We start from the raw sequence: 18,727 nt of genomic DNA, 5'->3' as shown, positions 1-18,727 counted from the left end.
GCGTAGCTAGCCTTCCTGCAGAGTAAAATAGAACGTCGTACCTTCTCCAAATGTAGACTCCGGCCAGATCTCACCTCCATGACGCTCTATAATACGTTTAACGATTGTCAAACCAGCACCCGTGCCTCCTCCAAATTTTTCCCGACCATGCAAACGCTTAAAGATGTGGAAGATCGAGTTAAAATACTTGTCACGAATACCGATGCCATTGTCGCGTACATAAAAGATCAGTGCTTGTCTTGAATTTTCAGGCTGCTGATATCCTATTTCGATCCATTTCTCTGCCTTATCATTATACTTCATGGCGTTGGTGATTAAATTGGTAAAGATTTCGCCGACGCGGGCACGATCACACCAGACCGTTGGCAGGGGACGCGGCACGCGGATCTCAACACCCTCCTCTTCAATTCTGGCACGCAACAACTCCAGAGAGGTATCAAGCACCTCGTTGAGATTGGTCTCGGCAAAGGCCAGATCGACACGTCCCACACGTGAGTAGTGCAGCAGAGAATCGATCAAGGAATCGAGCCGATGCGAGAGGCGCAACAGGGTGTCCAGGCGGCTCAATCCTTCTTCATTCAAGCTATCGGCAAAATCTGTTTTCAAAATGTTCACGTAATTATTGATGCCACGCAAGGGCTCTTTCAGGTCATGCGAAACGATGTAGGCAAAAGAATCGAGCTCTTGATTGCTATCCGCCAGCTGCTTGTTGAGTCCGGCCAGTTCCTCGGAACGCTGTACCAATAGATCGTGCAGTGCGCGGTCCACCAAAGCGCTTCTGAAGCCGCGCGCCGCATCTACCTCGCAGGCTTTCCAGGCCTGGGACTGAAAGTGGACCGTTTCACTCCAGGCGGCAAAAGAGGTACGCGGATATAAGATGGCGCTGCCGTCCGGCTGCACTTCGACCGGTTTGTGCGGATCACCACCCCAGGTTACCTGCTGCACAACTTCTGGCCGGAACCAGAGCACATAGCTGCCCTGCAAGGGTGAGATCGAGATGGCCAGGAGGCCGCTCACCATGCCCTGCAGTTGTTCTGCGTCATTCCAGTGATCGGAGAATGTATTGGTCACAAACACATCGTTTTGCACATGCTCTTTGAGCCAGGCAACGATACGCATGCCATCGGCGGCCTCCGGCGCCTGGCCAATGGGCATATAGCGATCGTTAAAACAGACGGCGCCCCCCTGCGCATTCGTCAGGCTCAGCAATTCTTCGGGATGCTGCAATAGCTGTTCAAAGGCACTCTGATCGCCACGTATATGGTCCAGCAATGAAGCCTGGATGTTCTTTACATGCATCTCATAGGCGTAGTCATCAATATCTTCACGGGCCGCGATCTGCAGCGAGAGCGATTGACCGAGGAACTCGCAGGCCGCGCGCACCGTGAAGGGCACGAAACGGGGCGAGTTGTGGTGACAGGAGATTAACCCCCACAGCTGATCATTTTTCTTGATCGAGATAGACATGGAGGAGGCCACACCCATATTTTTCAGGTACATGATATGCATCGGTGAGACGCTGCGCAGCACCGAAGAGCCCAGGTTGATGGGTCCCCCGGTAACCGGATTGGCCGCCGGGATCAGTGGCGCCGGTTGATAGGAGACGTCGGCGATCAGGCGTAACCAGTTGTGGCGATACAGCTCACGCGCCTGGGCGGGAATATCTGAAGCCGGGTAGTGTAGCCCCAGATATGCTTCCAGGTCTTCAGTGCGCGCTTCCGCGATGACTTCACCATGCCAGTCTGCATGGAAGCGATAGATCATCACACGATCAAAACCGGTCAATCTACGTACAGCCTCGGCCGAGGCCTGGCACATATCCAGGAGATTAGCGGCTCGCTGCAGGACCGCGGCCGATGTGCGCATAATCTGATAGAAATTCGGAACGGAGGCGCGTTTTTCTTCAGGGGCTGGCTCCAGTTCGAGCAGCAACAGATCTTTTTCCTGATCATCGACACGATGCACGACTCCATCGAAGCGCAGCTCCTGGCCTTCGCTGTTCTGTAGCGTCAGCAGCAGCGGGTTTACCTCCTCAATCTCATCTGACTGCAGGCTGGCCGTGAGCTGCTCTAGCTGGTCGGATGGGAGAAGCTGGGCAATAGGCTGCTCCAGCAGGTTCTCTGACGCGATACCCAGCAACGCCTCAGCGTTGTTGCTGATCTGGATAATATGCAGGGCGGGTACACTCAGAACCATCAGGATGCCATGAGGTTGAATAGATCCCGGAATATGAATTGGCTCACGGTCACAATTGGTAAGATCTACAACTTCATTTGACACATTGGTCTGTGTCACATATTCCTTGCTAAACTTGCTCATACTCATCCATCTTTACCTTTTACATTTCCTCTAAAAATAATTGTCGTTGCTTCTCAAGAAAGGCTAGATTCGCCAAAACAAAAAAGTGGCAGGGAGATACGCTCACGATCCATCCCTTCTATTTATCACAAATCTACAGAAATCTCAAGTAGACAAAGAGACAAGCGTGTGCCAGGATTCGCAGGGTCGGTCCTGACCCTGCGAACCCTGGCACACGCTTGTCTCTTTGTCTAAACGGATCAGAGCTGTGGCAAGAAGTTTTGGGAGCCGAAGGAGCCGCCCAGGACATCTTTGGAGGAGGCGCCCATCCAGCGATCCAGCATGGTCGCGTAGACGGAACGGAAATCGACGGTATATTTCAGGTTGCCTACCTGGTCCAGGTTTTTGAGGTCGGGTGGCTCGCCATAGACGCCCTGGTGAATCGACTTGCCCAGCACGAAGAGAGGGGCGGCTGTGCCATGGTCTGTCCCCTGGCTACCATTTTCTTCGACGCGTCGCCCAAACTCTGACCAGGTCATGACCACGACGTTATCGGCTTTGCCATGCTTATCCAGGTCGGTATAGAACGCGGACAGTCCTTCGGCCAGGGTCTTTAACAGGGTCTCATGGGTCGTGACCTGGTTGGCGTGGGTGTCGAATCCGCCCAGCGTCACATAGCCCACGCGCAGGCCAAGTCCCTGCACGATGGCTTCGGCCAGCGTCTTCAGGCCGGCGGCGAATGGACCCTGGGGATAAGTGACGGCCGGGTGATAGGCGGACTGAGCCTGCAGCAGCTGGCGTCCCCCTTCGTGCGCATTAAGTGCGGTCGTGTCTAAGAGCGCGGCGTACGGCGATGAGCGCGGATAGGTATTATAGAGCTTGAGCAGCGCCTGCAGACGCGCGTTGCCTCCATCGGGCTCGGTAGGGTCCGTGTTAAGACGATAGGCCTGTGGACTGGTCAGCGTCGGGACCGGCGTGGTGATTGAGGAGAGTGCCTGCGCCGTCTGGGTCCCGATATCCATGGCCTGGAAGGGATGCCCATCTTTATCAACCAGGCCGGCCACCAGTTTTCCCAGCCAGCCCTCGCTGCCGTTGCCATTCAGGTCTAAAGTCTGCCAGATATCCATCGCCTGAAAGTGCGAGAGGCTTTGATTGGGATAGCCGACGCCCTCGACGACGGCGAGATGACCCTGGTCCCACAGGCTTTTGAGCGGCGCCAGGTTGGGATGCAGCCCCAGGCGATCGTCCAGGTGCAAAACCTTGTCTTCAGCCAGCCCCAATGTGGGACGCATCTTATGGTATGTGGCGTCGGTATAGGGGACAACGGTATTCAGGCCGTCGTTGCCGCCCGCCATCTGAACTACGATCAACGTGTGGTCGTTGCCCGCCATGGCGGTGCGGGCACCATCCATCTGAAGCGATTTAGCCGAGGCGACGCCACGGCTAAAAATGGCCGGCATGACCATACCAGCGGAGACCACCAGCATGCCATCCTTGATCAGTGCGCGACGCGAAAGTTTCATATCCTTTTTCCTTCCTGACCCTGGCAGGCAAGCTATAGGCCCGCCGTCAGGCTGCGTTCCTGCATGTGTATCTATTTATGCATTCTAATTGAGCTGATATTCTGGCGCTGCCAGCAACAGATATAGTGTTCCCCGTACCTTACTGACCGGATAGCTCTTTCCGCCGCTCAGCGTGATGTGTCCTTTGCGTGAACGTGGATCAGGGGTATTGAAGTAGTCCACCAGCTGACCCTTGCGCTCATTATCCAGCGTGCCATCCAGCAAGAAAGCGGAAAAGTGGTCCACGAACTTCTCGGGCGTATCGATGTGCCGGGTATCGACAATAGACTGGAAATCCAGCGGCTTGTAGACGGTGCCGCGATAGCGTCCACCGCCGATCAGCGTATTGATGTAGTTGAGACGTGTCATCCAGGTGCCGCCATTGAGCCAGAGTGAGCTGACTTTATCGCCCGGCCAGCCCGCGACATTGGGTGGCGCAAGCAGGGTCTGCCCCAGTTGGGAAAGCAGGGCAGGCAGTTCCACGCCACTGGTCTTCGCGTCCAGCGCCCGGTACGAGCCAACCAGAAACTCGGTCGGCGATTTCATACGCGCGCGATACGCTTTGGGTGAGCTAAACTGTGGTGAGAGCAGCAGCGTCTTCATGACCGCCTGCATGCTGTGGTTGCTCTTGACGTAAGTATCCACCAGAGGCTGCAGATCAGCGTTGCTCGGATTTTCGTAGGCGAAAAAGGTAAAGAGCTTGCGGCAGATAAACCAGGGGGTAGCCGGATGGCTGGCGAGTATCCTGACAACATCCTTATAGTCGAGGTTCCCTTTTTGTCCCAGGAAGACCAGCTCGCGCGTGGTATGGTCGGCCGGAGAGTAGCGCGCTGGCTGGGCGCCCGGGCGTACGTGCCAGCCTGTCAGGGCGGCCGCTCCCTCAAACACATCCTGCTGCGTATAGTGACCCAGGCCGAGCGTAAACAATTCCATCAATTCGCGCGCGAAATTCTCGTTGGGCGCGTTCTTGCGGCTCTTGGTCAGATCCAGGTAGAACAGCATGGCGGGATCACTGGTAATGCCCAGCAGCAGATTGTCGAAGGTATCGAAGGCGTGGTCGCGCAAGAACTTGTTCTGCACGATCATGCGCATATAGGCATTTGGACCGCCGACTTTTTGAAAGCTGCTGGTCAAAACGCCATGCCAGAAGAGGGTCATCTTTTCCAACAGCGGTCGCTGGGTACCAGCCATGCGTAGCAACCACCATTGCTGCTGACTCTGCGGCTTCGCCAGGTTCAGATTCGCCGCAGTCAACTGTTGCTCCAGCGGCTGATCGGAGACCTGCTGATAGTTCAACAGGCGGTCCACCGCGCCCTGAAATCCCAGCGGGGTATAGGTAGCCAGGTCGTTCAGGGTAACGCCAAAGCCGGCGCGGCGCAACAGGTGACCGATCTGCGCATTTGCGCCAGAGCCAGCCGTGGATTGTGAGCCGGCACCAGTCTGTTGCGTATGCTGCCATTCAGCCAGGGCAACGCCGCCAATGGCTACGGCGGCGCCCGCGCCGGCCAGTCCTGAAAAGAGAGCCCGGCGCGACAGGCGCTTTGGCGTGGGCGTCGCCCCTCCGGTTCCTGGCACAGAGGTCGCGAATGCTGGTGGGGGTCCGGGCATATTCACATTCTGACCGGGATCAGCCCTCCGCCACGGTTCAGTGGGCTGTTCATGCATATCCATGTTTAACGTCTCCTCTATGCGTTTATGTGTGATTCACTATGAATAAGTGATGGTGCGTCTATCATAAAAATACATAGAACTGTATGGTTTTTTCTCTATCTGCGGAAATTGTAACAGGAAGAGTTCAAGGAAGTCTCAAGAGAAGCTAATGATTTGCTCTTTTTTTATGGGGGAGTTGAGCGCCAGCGCACGGGCGTCCGCATACGCGGCCGCCCGTGTATAAAAAGATGGTGGCGTGTGGTTGTGCGGCGGGTACCCGCCGCACAACCACACGCCACCATCTTTTTATTTAATGAATCGTCGCCGTAGGTGCCTGGCTTGCCCCGGCTTGGAGCTCCGCGACCCCGTTCCACCAAAGGTGACACCGGGAAGGCAGTTAACAGGTGAGCATACGCACGGCATCCAGCAGGTCACGGACGTGGAAGGGCTTGATGATGACGCGCTCTACTCCCAGCTTCTCGACTTCGGAGGCGGCGATGTTGGCGGTGATGACGACGACGGATGGGCCGGGAAACGATGAGGAGTAGAGCTCACGATATTCCTGCAGGCGGGCTAAAAAGGTGAGACCATCCATGCCGGGCATGGCCAGGTCCAGTAAAATGACGGCGGGATAGCGGCCTTCGCGGGCCGCGTTATGCAGCCAGTCGAGAGCCTCCTGGCCTTCGGCGGCCTCGGCCGGCTCATAACCATCTAACTCCAGGGCCCAGGAGACCATGTCGCGAATGGCAGGATTATCGTCTACCACCAGTACCACCGGATGCTGAAGCGATGGCTGCTGTACCATGTTTCCCTCTCTGTGAAAGCCAGGGGATCACCGACTCGGGTTAACTCTATGCTGCGTTTGCAAGAACCTTATAGGGCACTGCGCAAGAAATCTTGCAGTACGGTCTGAAATGCCTCGGGCTGTTCGAGGTTTGAGAGATGGCCAGCATGGGGAATGACCGCGAAACGGGCTCCCTTGATCTGGCTGGCATACTCACGCGCCACATCGGGCGGCGTCAGGGCATCGTGCTCGCCAGCCAGCACCAGCGTGGGACAGTTGATGGTGCTCAGGAGATCGCTGCTGTCGGCGCGCAGGGCCATACCACGTGAGGCGGCGGCAATACCCAGCGGATTGGCAGTCGCGATCAGCTTGCGCACCTGTGCCTCTACGGCGGGGTGATGGGTGAGCGTATGCTCTGAAAGGAGGCGCGGAATCTGCAGATCGGCGATGGCATCCGTTCCCTGCTGTTCGGCCGTGCGGGCCAGATTCTCGCGATTGGCCCGCGCCTCCTCGGTATCCGCGCCGGGACGGGTGTCGGCCAGGACCAGGCCGCCCACCCGCTGAGGATATTTGCGCAAGAAAGCGAAAGCAGCATAGCCACCCATTGAGAGTCCGCAGAGCACCGCCTGCTGCATCCCCAGGTGATCCATCAGGCCGGCCAGATCATCAGCGAACATCTCCATAGTCGAGAGGTTCCCATACAGGCTGCTCTCACCGAAGCCGCGCCAGTCCGGCGCCACCAGGCGATAGCGCTGCTCGTCCAGCAGGCTTCCAAGCTGGTTGTCCCACATGTGCCGGTTGAGCGGAAACGCATGCAGGAAGATCAACGGGACGCCAATGCCATGGTCTTCATAAGCCAGTTCAACGGAGTTTATGCTTGCTTTCGATGCCATGATTGCTCCTTGCTTACTCCTCGATTACTCTTGCGTCGCTCCATCGGCCTGTTCATGGGCATGATACGAGCTGCGCACAAAGGGTCCCGATTCCACGTGACGGAAGCCCAGCTTCTTGCCCTCGGCCTTCAACGCGGCGAACTCTTCCAGTGGTACGTAGCGCTGAATCGGCAGGTGCTGGAACGATGGGCGCAGGTACTGGCCGATGGTCAGGATATCGACGTCATACTCACGCATATCGCGCATCACCTCAAGGATCTCATCCCAGCTCTCGCCCAGACCGAGCATAAAGCCGGACTTGGTACGTGTGCCAGGGTACATCTCTTTGGCCATCTTCAGCACCTGCAGCGAGCGCTGATAGACAGCCTGGGGGCGCACACGCTTGTAGAGCCTGGGAATCGTCTCGACGTTGTGGTTGTAAATATCGGGTTTCGCATCCATCACCACACGCAAGGCGTCGGCCGAGCCCTTAAAGTCGGGGGTCAATACCTCAACTTTGCACTCGGGATTGAGCCGGCGGATCCAGCGAATGGTTGAAGCGAAGACCGCCGCGCCGCCATCCTTCAACTCATCGCGATTGACCGAGGTCACCACGGCGTGGCGCAGCCCCATCTCCTTCGCAGCCTCCGCCACGCGCTTCGGCTCTTCCCAGTCCAGACCCATTGGACGCCCCGTCTCAACGGCACAGAAGCCACAGCTACGGGTACAGACGCGGCCCAGGATCATAAAGGTGGCGGTCTTGTGTCCCCAGCACTCGCCGATATTGGGGCAGCGTGCCTCTTCACAGACGGTATGCAGCGACTGACCGCGCATCAGTTGCTTGAGTTGTTGGTAGTTTTCTCCCTTGGGAGCTCGTACGCGTAGCCATTCAGGCCGGCGCTCCGGGATAATGGTCGTCATGGAAATTTTCCTTGTTTTAGTTCTGCAACTGGCTGGCATCTTGTCTTCCCGCCTTCGGCGGGGAATAAGGAAGAGGTTTGTGGGGACTTGAGCATGCTCCCGGCATGCTCGCCCCTCCTGCATCTCCCCGCAGACAAGATGCTATGTTACTCTATTATAGGTACGTCCCAAGGGACGTACTAATACACATCGATGTCGCGTCCATAGCTTTGCAGTTTGGTACGCACGGCCTGCAGGAAGCCGCCGGCGCCCGCTCCATCCAGGATGCGGTGGTCAAATGACATCGACATAAACATCATCGAACGCACAGCGATAGCGTCATCTTCAATTACCACCGGCCGTTTCACGACGGCATCCATACTGAGAATGGCCGCATGTGGTTGATTGATAATAGGCATAGATATAATTGTACCAAATACGCCAGGATTATTCACTACGAAGGTGCTGTTCTGCATATCCTGAACGGTCAGCTTGTTGGCCCGCGCGCGCTGAGCCAGGGCGTTAACCTGCTTCGCGAGCGCTGCCAGCGTATACTGGTCGGCGTCATAAATCGTCGGGACGACCAGTCCTGTGTCGGTCGAGACGGCCATGCCGAGGTTGATGTGGCGCTTGATAATGATCTTGTTATCGGGCGTCCAGGTGGAGTTGATGATTGGATACTTGCGAATGCCTTCGCAGACGGCCTTCATCACAAATGGAACAAAGCTGATGCCGTAGCCTTCGCGGCGTTTGAACTCTTCTTTATTTTTGGCCAGCCACTTCGCGATATTGGTCATGTCGATCTCGACCACGGTGGTGGCGTGCGGCGAGGTGCGCTTGCTGCGCACCATATGCTCGGCGATCGCCAGGCGCATGCGGCTGGGTGAGACCACCTCGTCGCCGGCCTCGGTCAGTTGCTCCGACGTGGGCTGCGCAACCTCTACACGGGCGGGTTGCGGGGCAACGGGGGCGGCAAAAGCGGCAGGAGCGGACGGGGCATACGCGGCAGCGGCGGGAGTCGCTACCTTTTGTCGTTGCTCCACAAAGGCCAGGATATCCTCTTTGCGCACGCGGCCACCAGCGCCGGTTCCGGCGATATCGTTCAAGTTGATGCCGTGCTCCTGCGCCAGGCGACGGGCCAGCGGAGAGATACGCTGACGCTCCTCATCTTCGCGCTGCTGCTTCACGCGCGTGCCATTGCTCGGCAGGCCCACGGGCTGCGACGACTCGGGCAACGGGGTATCGGCCTCGCGCACGCTCTCCACCGGAGCGGCATCGGGTCCGGACGTGCCGCTGTCCGCTGGCACATCGGCGCTCTCTTCAATCATGGCGATGTCGGTCCCCACAGGCACCGTCTCATCGACCTGGACCAGGATCTTGACCAGCCGTCCGGCTACCGGAGATGGCAATTCAGCATTAATTTTATCGGTAATCACCTCGGCGATCGCTTCATCGCGCTCGATGGTATCTCCAACCTGTTTTAGCCAGGAGCCGATGGTTCCTTCCGCCACCGATTCGCCCAGGCGCGGCATTTTTACTGGTGTTGGCATAATAAGTACACCCTTTCATCCCCTCTATGATGATAGATTTGTAAGATCTCTATGAAATAGCCGATCATATATATGACCTCTATATAACACGTTTAGTACGCGGCCAGTTCTCTGGCGGCCGAAAGAATCTTGTCAGCGTTTGGCAGATAGGCGGCCTCTAGCGCCGGCGCATATGGGAACGGCGCATCTGGGGCGGCCACGCGTGTAATAGGACCGTCCAGGTATTCAAACAGATCCTGCGCCAGGATGGCCGAGAGTTCGGCGCCGATCCCGCCCGTCAGGGTATCCTCATGGACGATCAGCACCTTATTGGTGCGTTTTACCGACTCCGTGATCGCCTCACGGTCCAATGGTGCCAGGCTGCGTAAGTCCAGAACCTCGACTTCCAGATCATCGTCCTCTTCCAGCTTTTGCGCGGCCTTCAGGCACTGGTGAACCATCGCGCCATAGGTCAGGATGGTCATGTCTTCGCCTTCGCGGCGCACGATGGCTTTGCCCAGCGGCACGACGTAATCCTCGCTCGGCAGTTCTTCGCGCAGTTCGGGCAGACGATAGAGCAACTTGTGCTCCAGATAGAGGACGGGATTGTTGTCGCGAATGGCGGCCTTGAGCAGACCCTTCGCATCATAGGTGGTGGAAGGGACGACGACTTTGATGCCCGGCGCGTGAAAGAACCAGGCTTCGGGGCTGGTGGAGTGGAATGGTCCCCCTTTGGTGCCGCCGCCGGAGGGTCCGCGCACCACCATAGGAACCGGCATACCCACGCGCCAGTACATCTTCGACGCCATATTGATGATCTGGTCGAAGCCGCAGGTAATAAAATCGATGAACTGCATTTCAGCGATGGGACGCATGCCCATCAGCGCTGAACCAACGGCAGACCCGATAATGGCCGCCTCGGACATCGGGGTATCGATCACGCGATCGGCGCCGAACTCCGACAGTAGGCCGGCACTGACTTTGAATGCTCCACCGTATGACCCCACATCCTCCCCCAGGAGGAAGACGGCGTCGTCGCGCAACATCTCCTCGCGAATGGCCTGGCTAATAGCCTCCAGGTAGGTTACTTTTCTATCACTCATCGTCGTCCAGCGGCCTCCTCTGCCTTTTGCACGATGTGAAACGGCTGGCCCGTACGACTGTCGTACGCGTTGATATAGCGGGTATCCAGCGCACCCGGATCACCAACCATTGCTATTGATCCATCGGGAGCATAGACATAGTGCGCAACCGTTGTTTCATCTGGCGCGGGACTCTGCTCGGCAAAGCGTACCGCATCATCAACTATAGATTTGATCTGCGCATCCATCTGGCTACGCGCGGCTTCTGTTAAGATTTCTTCCTGGAATAGATAGTGCTCGAAGCGCTGAATAGGATCTTTCTTGAGCCACTCGGCGCGTACATCATCGGGGACGTAATCGGCCTTATCCGCCTCTGAATGGCCGCGCACGCGGAACGTTTTACATTCAACCAGCGCGGGACCCTGACCGTTGCGGGCGCGGGCAACAGCGTGCCCGACGGCCTCTATGACGGCCAGCACATCATTGCCATCGACGCTTTGACCGGGCATGCCATAGGCGAGCGCGCGGTCGGAAAGGTTCTGAATGGCAAATTGCTTTGAGGTAGGGGTCGAATAGGCATACCCATTATTCTCAATCACAAAGACAATCGGCAACTTTTGCACCGCGGCAAAGTTGAGCGCTTCATGAAAGGAGCCGGTATTGGTTGCGCCATCGCCACAGGAGGCGAGGACGATTGTTGAACGTTTTCGCATCTTCATGGTCAGAGCGACCCCGCATGCCACGGGGAGTGACTCTCCGAGCATGCTGATCATGGGGACAATACCCTGGTGCATATCACCAATATGCATCTGACCATCACGACCTAAGGTGGGGGAATTGCCGCGAGCTAGCCACTGGCACATCGTACTGCGAGGAGAGACTCCCCGTACAAGGTGCATACCTAGATCTCTATGCTGCGGAACAATGCAGTCCCCATCGCGAAGCGTCATTGCTGCCCCGACGGTTGTGGCCTCGTGCCCCTGTGCCGTGTAAACACCACCTACGATACGCCCCTGTAAAAACAGGGTTCGAATGCGGTCTTCCATGGCACGGGTGAGGCGCATAAAACGATAGATCTGTAGCAGGTTGGCCCGCTCCAGTTCCATAATCACCCATCCTTTTCTGTATTAAGGTGCGCTTGCGCTCATGCTAGCATGCGCTATGAAGAGGTGTCAAGGCTGCTCTCCATTGACGCAGTCACACCTGGAACTCATTTGTTAATCACATGTATACTCTACCACATCAGCGGGGTAGTGTAGCTATATATGTACTATAGTCGGTGCGATTCTTTATAGCTTATAGTTTGGGACTTCAGCCAGAATAATATCCTGACGCAGGCGTTGAATGCGCTGCCGATAGGCATCCTCTGGCTGGATATAGCCCAATTTGGGCTTATCGCCCATACTGACGTGCCACTTGCGAAAGGCCAGACCGATCTCCGTCTGATACAAAGCCTTCACACGCATCCACTGCTTAAAACCCTGGCGAAATAAGATGCCGCGCTCAATGCGGGTACGCAGAAACGAATGCTGCAGCATGGCGTACTCGTCGACCGTCACGATCCCGTTGCTCACTTCCGAGGCCAGAAACTCTCGAATAATGGCGGCCTCATGGGCCAGGGACTTAATCAGGCAATAGATGATCACCATCTGGGCGATAAAGGGCAGGATGTAGTCGCCGATACTGGCAAAGAGCGAAAACATAACAATATTTGAATTATCCGGCGAGGACAGGACCAGCGCATTGGCGAAAAAGTTGATAAAGTCGAACGCGGTATGCAATCCCACAGCAATAAAATAGCCGATGATGGGTATCATGATCTGCCGCCAGCGTATCTGCGTGTGCCGCATATATCCCAGGGCGATGCCCAGGCAGATGGTAAAGGTGGAGTGGCTCAGCCATCCCAATACGATGCGCCCGATCAGCAAAAAGAGGAAGGCCTTGGGATTGCCGGCGAAGTAAAAGATATTTTCGACCATAGCAAAACCAGCGCCAATCAAAGCACCGTAGACAATACCATCGGTCACGTTATCGAATTCGTCGCGCAATACAAAAAAGAGCAGCAGCAGGCCGAGTCCTTTGACGGTCTCTTCCGTAATACCGGCATTGAGGGCAGAAAATAGCGCATGCAGGGCCCGGCCCGCCTGCGGACCCAGGATGGCGCTCCGCCAGCTATCGATACTCCCCTCGATAAAGGTGGTCGGCGGAATGGCGATGATGGCTCCCCAGAGGAAGGCGGCCAGGCGTAAGAACCAGGGCTCGCGCTCATAGCGATCAATGAAATTGACCAGCAGATTAATGCCCAGCGCGGCCACAATCGGAATCGTCAGTACCGATAAGATATTGACAGGGCTCTCCTGCACCAGCGAGACGATCCCCAGCAGGTTATTTAAAATAATGGCGGCCAGCGCGCTCAGCAAGAGCGCCAGCAGCAGCAGGCCACCAATGGTCCAGCGCAGCGTTTTTTTTAGTACCCTGGGAAAGGCAAACTGCAAGGTAATGCTACTCCCGAGCAGTTTGCCTTCCTCCGCCCATGCGCGCGCATCCAGATCCATAACCGTCTGATGGTCCTTCAGGTTTGCGGTCTCGGGAGAGATTGTATGCGCCTCGTGTCTTTTGCCATTTGTCGCCGGCGTCTTTTTGATGGGAGGCAGCAGCGGCAGCCGTGAAAAAACACGGGGATGTGGAGTCGTGGATGAAACAGGAAACTTCACAGCCTCATCGCTGATCTGAGACGGCGTTGGGAGCGGTAACTCACCAGCCTCCTCGTCGTCAACTACGGAAGCGATAGAAACATCTTGATCACCTTTAGGAGCGATCAACTGCAGCATGGTATTGCCCAACACCAGAAAATCCTGGGATTTCAGCGCATGCCGCGCCCCGGCGGTCACCTCATGCCCATTGACGTGCAAGATATTCTGTTCCGTTATATTATGAATAGACCAGTTCTCCCCGTCAAAGATCAGGCGTGCATGCTCACGGGATACACTGGGGTCCATTAAGATCAAATCATTGCTCAAGGCGCGCCCGATAGTCGTCTCGCGAGACGTCAGCACATAGACCAGACGCTCTTCTGGAAACAGACCACGAGGATGTGTATCCGGGTGTCCGGCAGGATCGGCGGGCAAGAGCACACGCACTACACGCAACACCCCGTAATTTTGACTTCCACTCATGGAACGTACCCAGCGAACAAGGGCCGACCAGCCGCTTGTTGCTCCCCTCTTTCTCATAGTTTCCCCGGCTCTGGTAACCATGAACCAGCTATCTTTTCTCGTTAGCTGCACCCCCTCTCCAGCTACCTGCCGCCCACATCGATTACCATAAGCCAGCTCGCTGCTGACTGAGCATATTCTTACTATACATGGGACTATCAGGAATGACAAGCTATCGCACGCGCATAAACATTCCCGCCAGTCACACAGGTAGACAGGGGTGATACTATAATGCAGAGATCGCAGATAAAAATTGACTTATCTCTACCTATATATTCTGGTGAGCAGGGTATGACAGAAAAAGAACAGGCCCGCGCCGCATGGGTCTTGCAGGCATTGCGACAAAGCTGCCAGCTACTGAAAGAGTATGAACGACCGGTCTACCTGGTAGGAGGCTCAATGCGCAACCTCCTGTTGCAAAGGCCCTGTGTAGATTGGGATATCGCCACGTCCGGCAATATCCCGGACCTGGCTCGTCGGCTGGCAGATCACCTGGGTGGCTTCTACGCGCATATGCATGAGAAGGCCAGCCGCGTCATCGTCAAACACGAACAGCAAGAGCTGACGCTGGACATCTCGCCACTACAGGGGCCTGACATTTGGGAAGACCTGGCGAAACGGGATTTTACCATCAATGCGCTGGCCGCCCCTTTTACGAGGGTAATCGCGCTCATTGAGCAATCCACGTCACCGGAAGCACTACGTGCCTCCCTATCTGAAGCCGCCATCGATCCTCACCAGGGACTACAAGATATCGCGACGCATACGTTGCGCGCCACAACCGAGGCGGTCTTCAAGCAAGATCCTTTGCGCCTGCTGCGCGCGATGCGCTTCGCCCGGCAATATCAGCTGACGATAGAACCAGAGACAGCGCGCTATATAGCTCGCGATGCCTCCTTGCTCCCGCAGGTGGCGCGCGAACGCATTCATGAAGAGCTCTATGCCCTGCTGCGGCCCGAGGGATCCTATGAGCATCTACTCTTTCTGGACACCCATCACCTGCTCACCGTTCTGATACCAGAACTGGAGCCCGCGCGCGGTATGACCCAGCCCGACCTGCACCACTGGGATGTCTTCGGACATTCTCTCGCCGCGGTAGGGATGCTGGAGAAGCTGGGCACGCTCCTGCAGCGGCCCCCCGAAGAGGTGCGACGCTCGGCGCTCAATGTGGGAGAACACGACGACCTGCTAGAGCTCCAGCAACTGCTACAGGAGGCGGAGCAGCAGGGGATCTTCTCGTTCGCCAGGTTGCTGTCTCCGCCGCTGAAGGTAGCGGCGCTGCTGCATGATATCGGCAAGCCGATCACGCGGGTAGTGGATGAGGCGGGGAATATTACGTTCTATCACCATCCACAGGCAGGGGTGCCCCTGGCGCAGCAGATTACACAGCGCCTGGGCATCAGTACGCAGGACAAAAGGCTGATTCAGCAGGTGGTAGCACACCACATGCGACCGGGACAGCTAAGCAGCACCACGGTGACCCCCAGGGCCATTCGGCGCTATTTCGTCGACATGGGACCCAACGGCATCTACGTGGCCCTGGTCTCGCTGGCAGATCACCTGGCTATGCGAGGACCCGAGCCACTGACCATTCACTGGCAGCGCCACCTGGCCACGGTGCGCACGCTGCTGACGCGCTACATTCGCGAACGTGAGCAGATCTTGCCGCCGCGCCTGATTCAATCCGAAGAGCTCATCCGGCACTTCCAACTTCAGCCAGGCCCACTGATCGGGCAGCTTCTGGAAGCCATTGCGGAAGCGCAAGCAGAAGGCGAGGTTCATTCTAAAGAAGAAGTGCTCTGGTTCGCGGAAGAAAAACTTCAACACATACGAGCCCAACAGGAAAAATAAGAACATTCATACTAAGGACCTAGTTGACAATACACGCCCCATGGCGTAACATTACTGAGGCTAAACATGTAAGGGCGGCACATCGTGTTCGCCCTCACTTGCCAATTGGAGATTTTTTAGTGAAGACGATCGCGATTTTCTACCAGGGACGTAAGCAAGCTTCGTCCAAATTCGCAGCCCAACTTGTAGAAACCCTGCAGAAACAGGGCCATTCGGTCCGTGCCATCGATATCCATCAAGAAGGCCTTGAGTCAGACGTTGCCTATGACCAGGATTCATTCAAAGACGTTGACCTGATACTGGTCCTGGGAGGTGATGGTACGATCGTACATGCGGCCCGCATGTGCGCGAGTACGGGCACGCCGATTGTCGGCGTCAACTTTGGACGGGTCGGCTTCCTGACCGAGATGGAACCAGACGACATAGCGAGTGACCTGAGCTATTATCTCAACGGCGACAGTTCCGTCTGGGTAGATGAACGCGCAATGCTGCAAGCGGTCCTGGAGCAAGATGGTCAGCGTGAGGAGTTCCTGGCGCTCAACGACATTGTGATTGCTCGCGGCACCTGGCCACGCGTCGTACAGGTCTGCGTCTGGGTGGATGATTACTACTATAATACGAGTTACGCAGACGGCATCATTATTTCGACCGCCACAGGCTCCACAGCCTATAATATGGCGGTGGGAGGGCCCCTGCTCCATCCACAGGTACAGAGCATGGTCCTGACGCCGATTGCCGCCCACCTCGCATCCGACCGGTCGCTCATTATCCAACCAGAGGCAACCATCAAGCTACAGATATTTACCGGCTCACAGAATGGCGTATTCTCGGCCGATGGTCAACTCAATCGAGAGATCAAGGACGGCGCGATCATCAGGGTCCGCAAGAGCCAGCATACCACCAGGTTTCTCAGGCGCCGACCGCCAACGTACTTTTATCAAATTATCAACGCGAAGCTGAAAAACGATAACCTGACGGCTAACGATACAAATCACGCACATTGAGTTAACGATTAAATCATGCTACTTGAGTTAACGATTAAAGATTTCGCCATTATTGACCGCCTGCAGATTCGCCTGAACCGTAATTTTAACGTGTTCACCGGCGAGACAGGCGCGGGTAAGTCAATCATCATTGATGCAGTCAATGCATTACTTGGTGGGAAGATCGGCGCCGAGTTTGTCCGCGCTGGTTGTGATCGTGCGACCGTCGAGGGGGTATTCTCGGTCGGTGCACTGCCACAGCCTCCCACCGATTGGCTTCCATTTGAAGAGGACGCAGAGGCCACCGCCACCAATGGCTCGCCCCTGCTCACCCTGATAGAGCAGACCGAGCGAGGCACCACCAATGGGAACGGGGCCGCCGCGCAGAGCGCTGATGCCCTGGTCGCCCTGTCCTCGCTCTTACAGGAGTACGACCTCTATCCCGAAGATGGGCAGTTGATCCTGACCCGCGATATTTTCCGTTCCGGACGTACTGTTGCCCGCATCAATGGGCGTGCGCTCTCCTTACATATTTTGCAGCAGGTCGCCAGCTGGCTGGTAGATATCCACGGGCAGAGCGAGAACATCAGCCTGCTGCGGCCCGATCAGCATATTAATTTCCTGGATCGCTACGCCGAGACGCTACCGCTACGAGAACAACTGGCCGAGAAGGTTAGCGAGTGGCGCAACGCGCGCAAAAAATTGATATCGCTGCAACAGAATATCCGCGAGCAGGAGCGCCGGGCGGAATTTTTGCGCTTCGAGATTGAGGAGATCGAGAAGGCCAGCCTGCGTCCCGGTGAGGTAGAGGAACTGGAGGAGGAGCGCAAGATCCTCAACAACGCCGAGCGCCTGCGCGAACTGTGTTCGCACATCTATGGCTCTATCCAGGGATCAGAGATGGGGGGAGATGGCTTCCAGGCCGCCCTCGACCAGATCCGCCAGGCTCAGCGCTCATTAAGCGAGCTGGTACGGCTGGACAAAACCATGGAGGAGTATGAGGAGGCGTTGGCCGGGGCCATCTACCAGCTGGAGGACGTGGCAACGTCCATCAGTAGCTACGAGGCGGATATCGAGGACGATCCCAATCGACTGGCCGACGTGGAAGAGCGCCTGGACCAGATCGCCAAGCTGAAGCGCAAATATGGCGATACCATTGAGGAGATCCTGCAGCATATGGCCGATGACCAGGCGGAGCTTGAGACGATCGACAATCGCGATGAACTGATTATCAAGCTGAAGCGACAGGATGGCCAGTTCCGCCGCGAGATCGGCGCCCTGGCGCAGGCGCTGTCGGAGCGGCGCTCAGAGGTCGCCCAATCCCTCTCCCTGGCCATGGAAGAGCAGCTCAATGATCTGAACATGCGCCGCGCCCGCTTCCAGGTCGAAATTATCCAGACGCCCGATGGACATGGCGTTCCGGTCACACTCAATGGTCAGGAAGAGCAATACTATGCCTGCGATCTCACCGGCGTCGACCGGGTTCAGTTCCTGATCGCCCCCAATCCAGGTGAGCCATTCAAGCCGCTGACCAAGATCGCTTCCGGCGGTGAGACATCGCGTTTAATGCTGGCGCTGAAGACGATTCTGGCCGACGCCGATGCCACGCCAACCCTGATCTTTGACGAGATTGACGCCGGTATCAGCGGTCGCAGCGGCCAGGTGGTGGGCGAGAAGCTCTGGCAGTTGACGAGCAACCACCAGATCATCTGCGTCACCCACCTGCCACAGATTGCCGCGTTTGCCGACACCCACTACAATGTGAATAAGCAAATCTTTGATAACCGCACCATGACGATTGTCAACGAGCTACGGCCCGAGCAACGAGTGCGCGAGATCGCCCATATTATGGGCGGTAACGTCACCGATATCGCCATGAAGAGCGCTGAAGAGATGCTGGGCCGGTCCGACATGTGGAAGGCCAACTGGCTGCGCCAAAAGGGCAGATCAGAACAGGCCAGGGAGTCAATCGAACGCTAAACAGGCGCGATTCGCGCCAGA

Annotated in this window: 13 protein-coding genes; 3 read left to right on the top strand and 10 right to left on the bottom strand. The window is 56.6% G+C overall.

Annotated features, from left to right (window positions below; translation table 11 throughout):
* Positions 1-6: 6 nt before the first annotated feature.
* From AABA21_RS30850 to AABA21_RS30805, 10 genes are all read right to left on the bottom strand, one after another.
* A complete protein-coding gene (locus tag AABA21_RS30850) occupies positions 7-2,319 on the bottom strand; it encodes an ATP-binding protein (protein WP_338256158.1) in 2,313 nt (770 codons plus the stop codon).
* 239 nt (positions 2,320-2,558) lie between these two features.
* A complete protein-coding gene (locus tag AABA21_RS30845) occupies positions 2,559-3,821 on the bottom strand; it encodes a DUF1501 domain-containing protein (protein ID WP_338256157.1) in 1,263 nt (420 codons plus the stop codon).
* A gap of 84 nt (positions 3,822-3,905) precedes the next feature.
* A complete protein-coding gene (locus AABA21_RS30840) occupies positions 3,906-5,531 on the bottom strand; it encodes a DUF1800 domain-containing protein (RefSeq protein WP_338256156.1) in 1,626 nt (541 codons plus the stop codon).
* 376 nt (positions 5,532-5,907) lie between these two features.
* Positions 5,908-6,315 carry a response regulator gene (locus AABA21_RS30835; protein ID WP_338256154.1) on the bottom strand — a complete coding sequence of 136 codons (408 nt, stop codon included), beginning with the start codon at positions 6,313-6,315 and terminating at the stop codon, positions 5,908-5,910.
* A gap of 68 nt (positions 6,316-6,383) precedes the next feature.
* Positions 6,384-7,187 (bottom strand): alpha/beta fold hydrolase, encoded by an 804-nt coding sequence (locus tag AABA21_RS30830; RefSeq protein WP_338256153.1) that lies wholly within the window; start codon positions 7,185-7,187, stop codon positions 6,384-6,386.
* Between the two features lie 24 nt (positions 7,188-7,211).
* Entirely contained in the window at positions 7,212-8,087 is an 876-nt protein-coding gene (lipA, locus tag AABA21_RS30825; protein ID WP_338256152.1) for a lipoyl synthase, read from the bottom strand.
* A gap of 179 nt (positions 8,088-8,266) precedes the next feature.
* Positions 8,267-9,616 (bottom strand): dihydrolipoamide acetyltransferase family protein, encoded by a 1,350-nt coding sequence (locus AABA21_RS30820; RefSeq protein WP_338256151.1) that lies wholly within the window; start codon positions 9,614-9,616, stop codon positions 8,267-8,269.
* A 92-nt stretch (positions 9,617-9,708) separates the two neighbouring features.
* Positions 9,709-10,698: an alpha-ketoacid dehydrogenase subunit beta gene (locus AABA21_RS30815; RefSeq protein WP_338256149.1), complete on the bottom strand. Its 990-nt coding sequence runs from the start codon at positions 10,696-10,698 to the stop codon at positions 9,709-9,711.
* A complete protein-coding gene (locus tag AABA21_RS30810; RefSeq protein ID WP_338256147.1) occupies positions 10,695-11,783 on the bottom strand; it encodes a thiamine pyrophosphate-dependent dehydrogenase E1 component subunit alpha in 1,089 nt (362 codons plus the stop codon). Before AABA21_RS30810 ends, AABA21_RS30815 begins: the two co-directional genes overlap by 4 nt.
* Positions 11,784-11,966: 183 nt before the next feature.
* Positions 11,967-13,853, bottom strand: coding sequence for a PrsW family glutamic-type intramembrane protease (locus AABA21_RS30805; RefSeq protein ID WP_338256145.1), 1,887 nt, complete (start codon positions 13,851-13,853; stop codon positions 11,967-11,969).
* 330 nt (positions 13,854-14,183) lie between these two features.
* Here AABA21_RS30805 and AABA21_RS30800 point away from each other — a divergent pair, with 330 nt between their 5' ends.
* From AABA21_RS30800 to recN, 3 genes are all read left to right on the top strand, one after another.
* A complete protein-coding gene (locus AABA21_RS30800) occupies positions 14,184-15,743 on the top strand; it encodes an HD domain-containing protein (protein ID WP_338256143.1) in 1,560 nt (519 codons plus the stop codon).
* 119 nt (positions 15,744-15,862) lie between these two features.
* Positions 15,863-16,747 carry an NAD(+)/NADH kinase gene (locus tag AABA21_RS30795; protein ID WP_338256141.1) on the top strand — a complete coding sequence of 295 codons (885 nt, stop codon included), beginning with the start codon at positions 15,863-15,865 and terminating at the stop codon, positions 16,745-16,747.
* A 15-nt stretch (positions 16,748-16,762) separates the two neighbouring features.
* Entirely contained in the window at positions 16,763-18,706 is a 1,944-nt protein-coding gene (gene recN / locus AABA21_RS30790; RefSeq protein ID WP_338256139.1) for a DNA repair protein RecN, read from the top strand.
* Positions 18,707-18,727 lie beyond the last annotated feature (21 nt).

The sequence above is a fragment of the Dictyobacter halimunensis genome (assembly GCF_036245075.1).
Note: the sequence above shows the minus strand (reverse complement) of the source record. Positions and strands in the feature narration are given on the sequence as shown.

Bases quoted from the DNA above. Each gene is read 5' to 3' on its own strand.
- AABA21_RS30820 (WP_338256151.1), bottom strand. From the start codon at position 9,616: ATGCCAACACCAGTAAAAATGCCGCGCCTGGGCGAATCGGTGGCGGAA.
- AABA21_RS30815 (WP_338256149.1), bottom strand. From the start codon at position 10,698: ATGAGTGATAGAAAAGTAACCTACCTGGAGGCTATTAGCCAGGCCATT.
- AABA21_RS30850 (WP_338256158.1), bottom strand. From the start codon at position 2,319: ATGAGCAAGTTTAGCAAGGAATATGTGACACAGACCAATGTGTCAAAT.
- recN (WP_338256139.1), top strand. From the start codon at position 16,763: ATGCTACTTGAGTTAACGATTAAAGATTTCGCCATTATTGACCGCCTG.
- AABA21_RS30800 (WP_338256143.1), top strand. From the start codon at position 14,184: ATGACAGAAAAAGAACAGGCCCGCGCCGCATGGGTCTTGCAGGCATTG.
- AABA21_RS30840 (WP_338256156.1), bottom strand. From the start codon at position 5,531: ATGGATATGCATGAACAGCCCACTGAACCGTGGCGGAGGGCTGATCCC.
- AABA21_RS30805 (WP_338256145.1), bottom strand. From the start codon at position 13,853: ATGAGTGGAAGTCAAAATTACGGGGTGTTGCGTGTAGTGCGTGTGCTC.
- lipA (WP_338256152.1), bottom strand. From the start codon at position 8,087: ATGACGACCATTATCCCGGAGCGCCGGCCTGAATGGCTACGCGTACGA.
- AABA21_RS30830 (WP_338256153.1), bottom strand. From the start codon at position 7,187: ATGGCATCGAAAGCAAGCATAAACTCCGTTGAACTGGCTTATGAAGAC.
- AABA21_RS30810 (WP_338256147.1), bottom strand. From the start codon at position 11,783: ATGGAACTGGAGCGGGCCAACCTGCTACAGATCTATCGTTTTATGCGC.
- AABA21_RS30845 (WP_338256157.1), bottom strand. From the start codon at position 3,821: ATGAAACTTTCGCGTCGCGCACTGATCAAGGATGGCATGCTGGTGGTC.
- AABA21_RS30835 (WP_338256154.1), bottom strand. From the start codon at position 6,315: ATGGTACAGCAGCCATCGCTTCAGCATCCGGTGGTACTGGTGGTAGAC.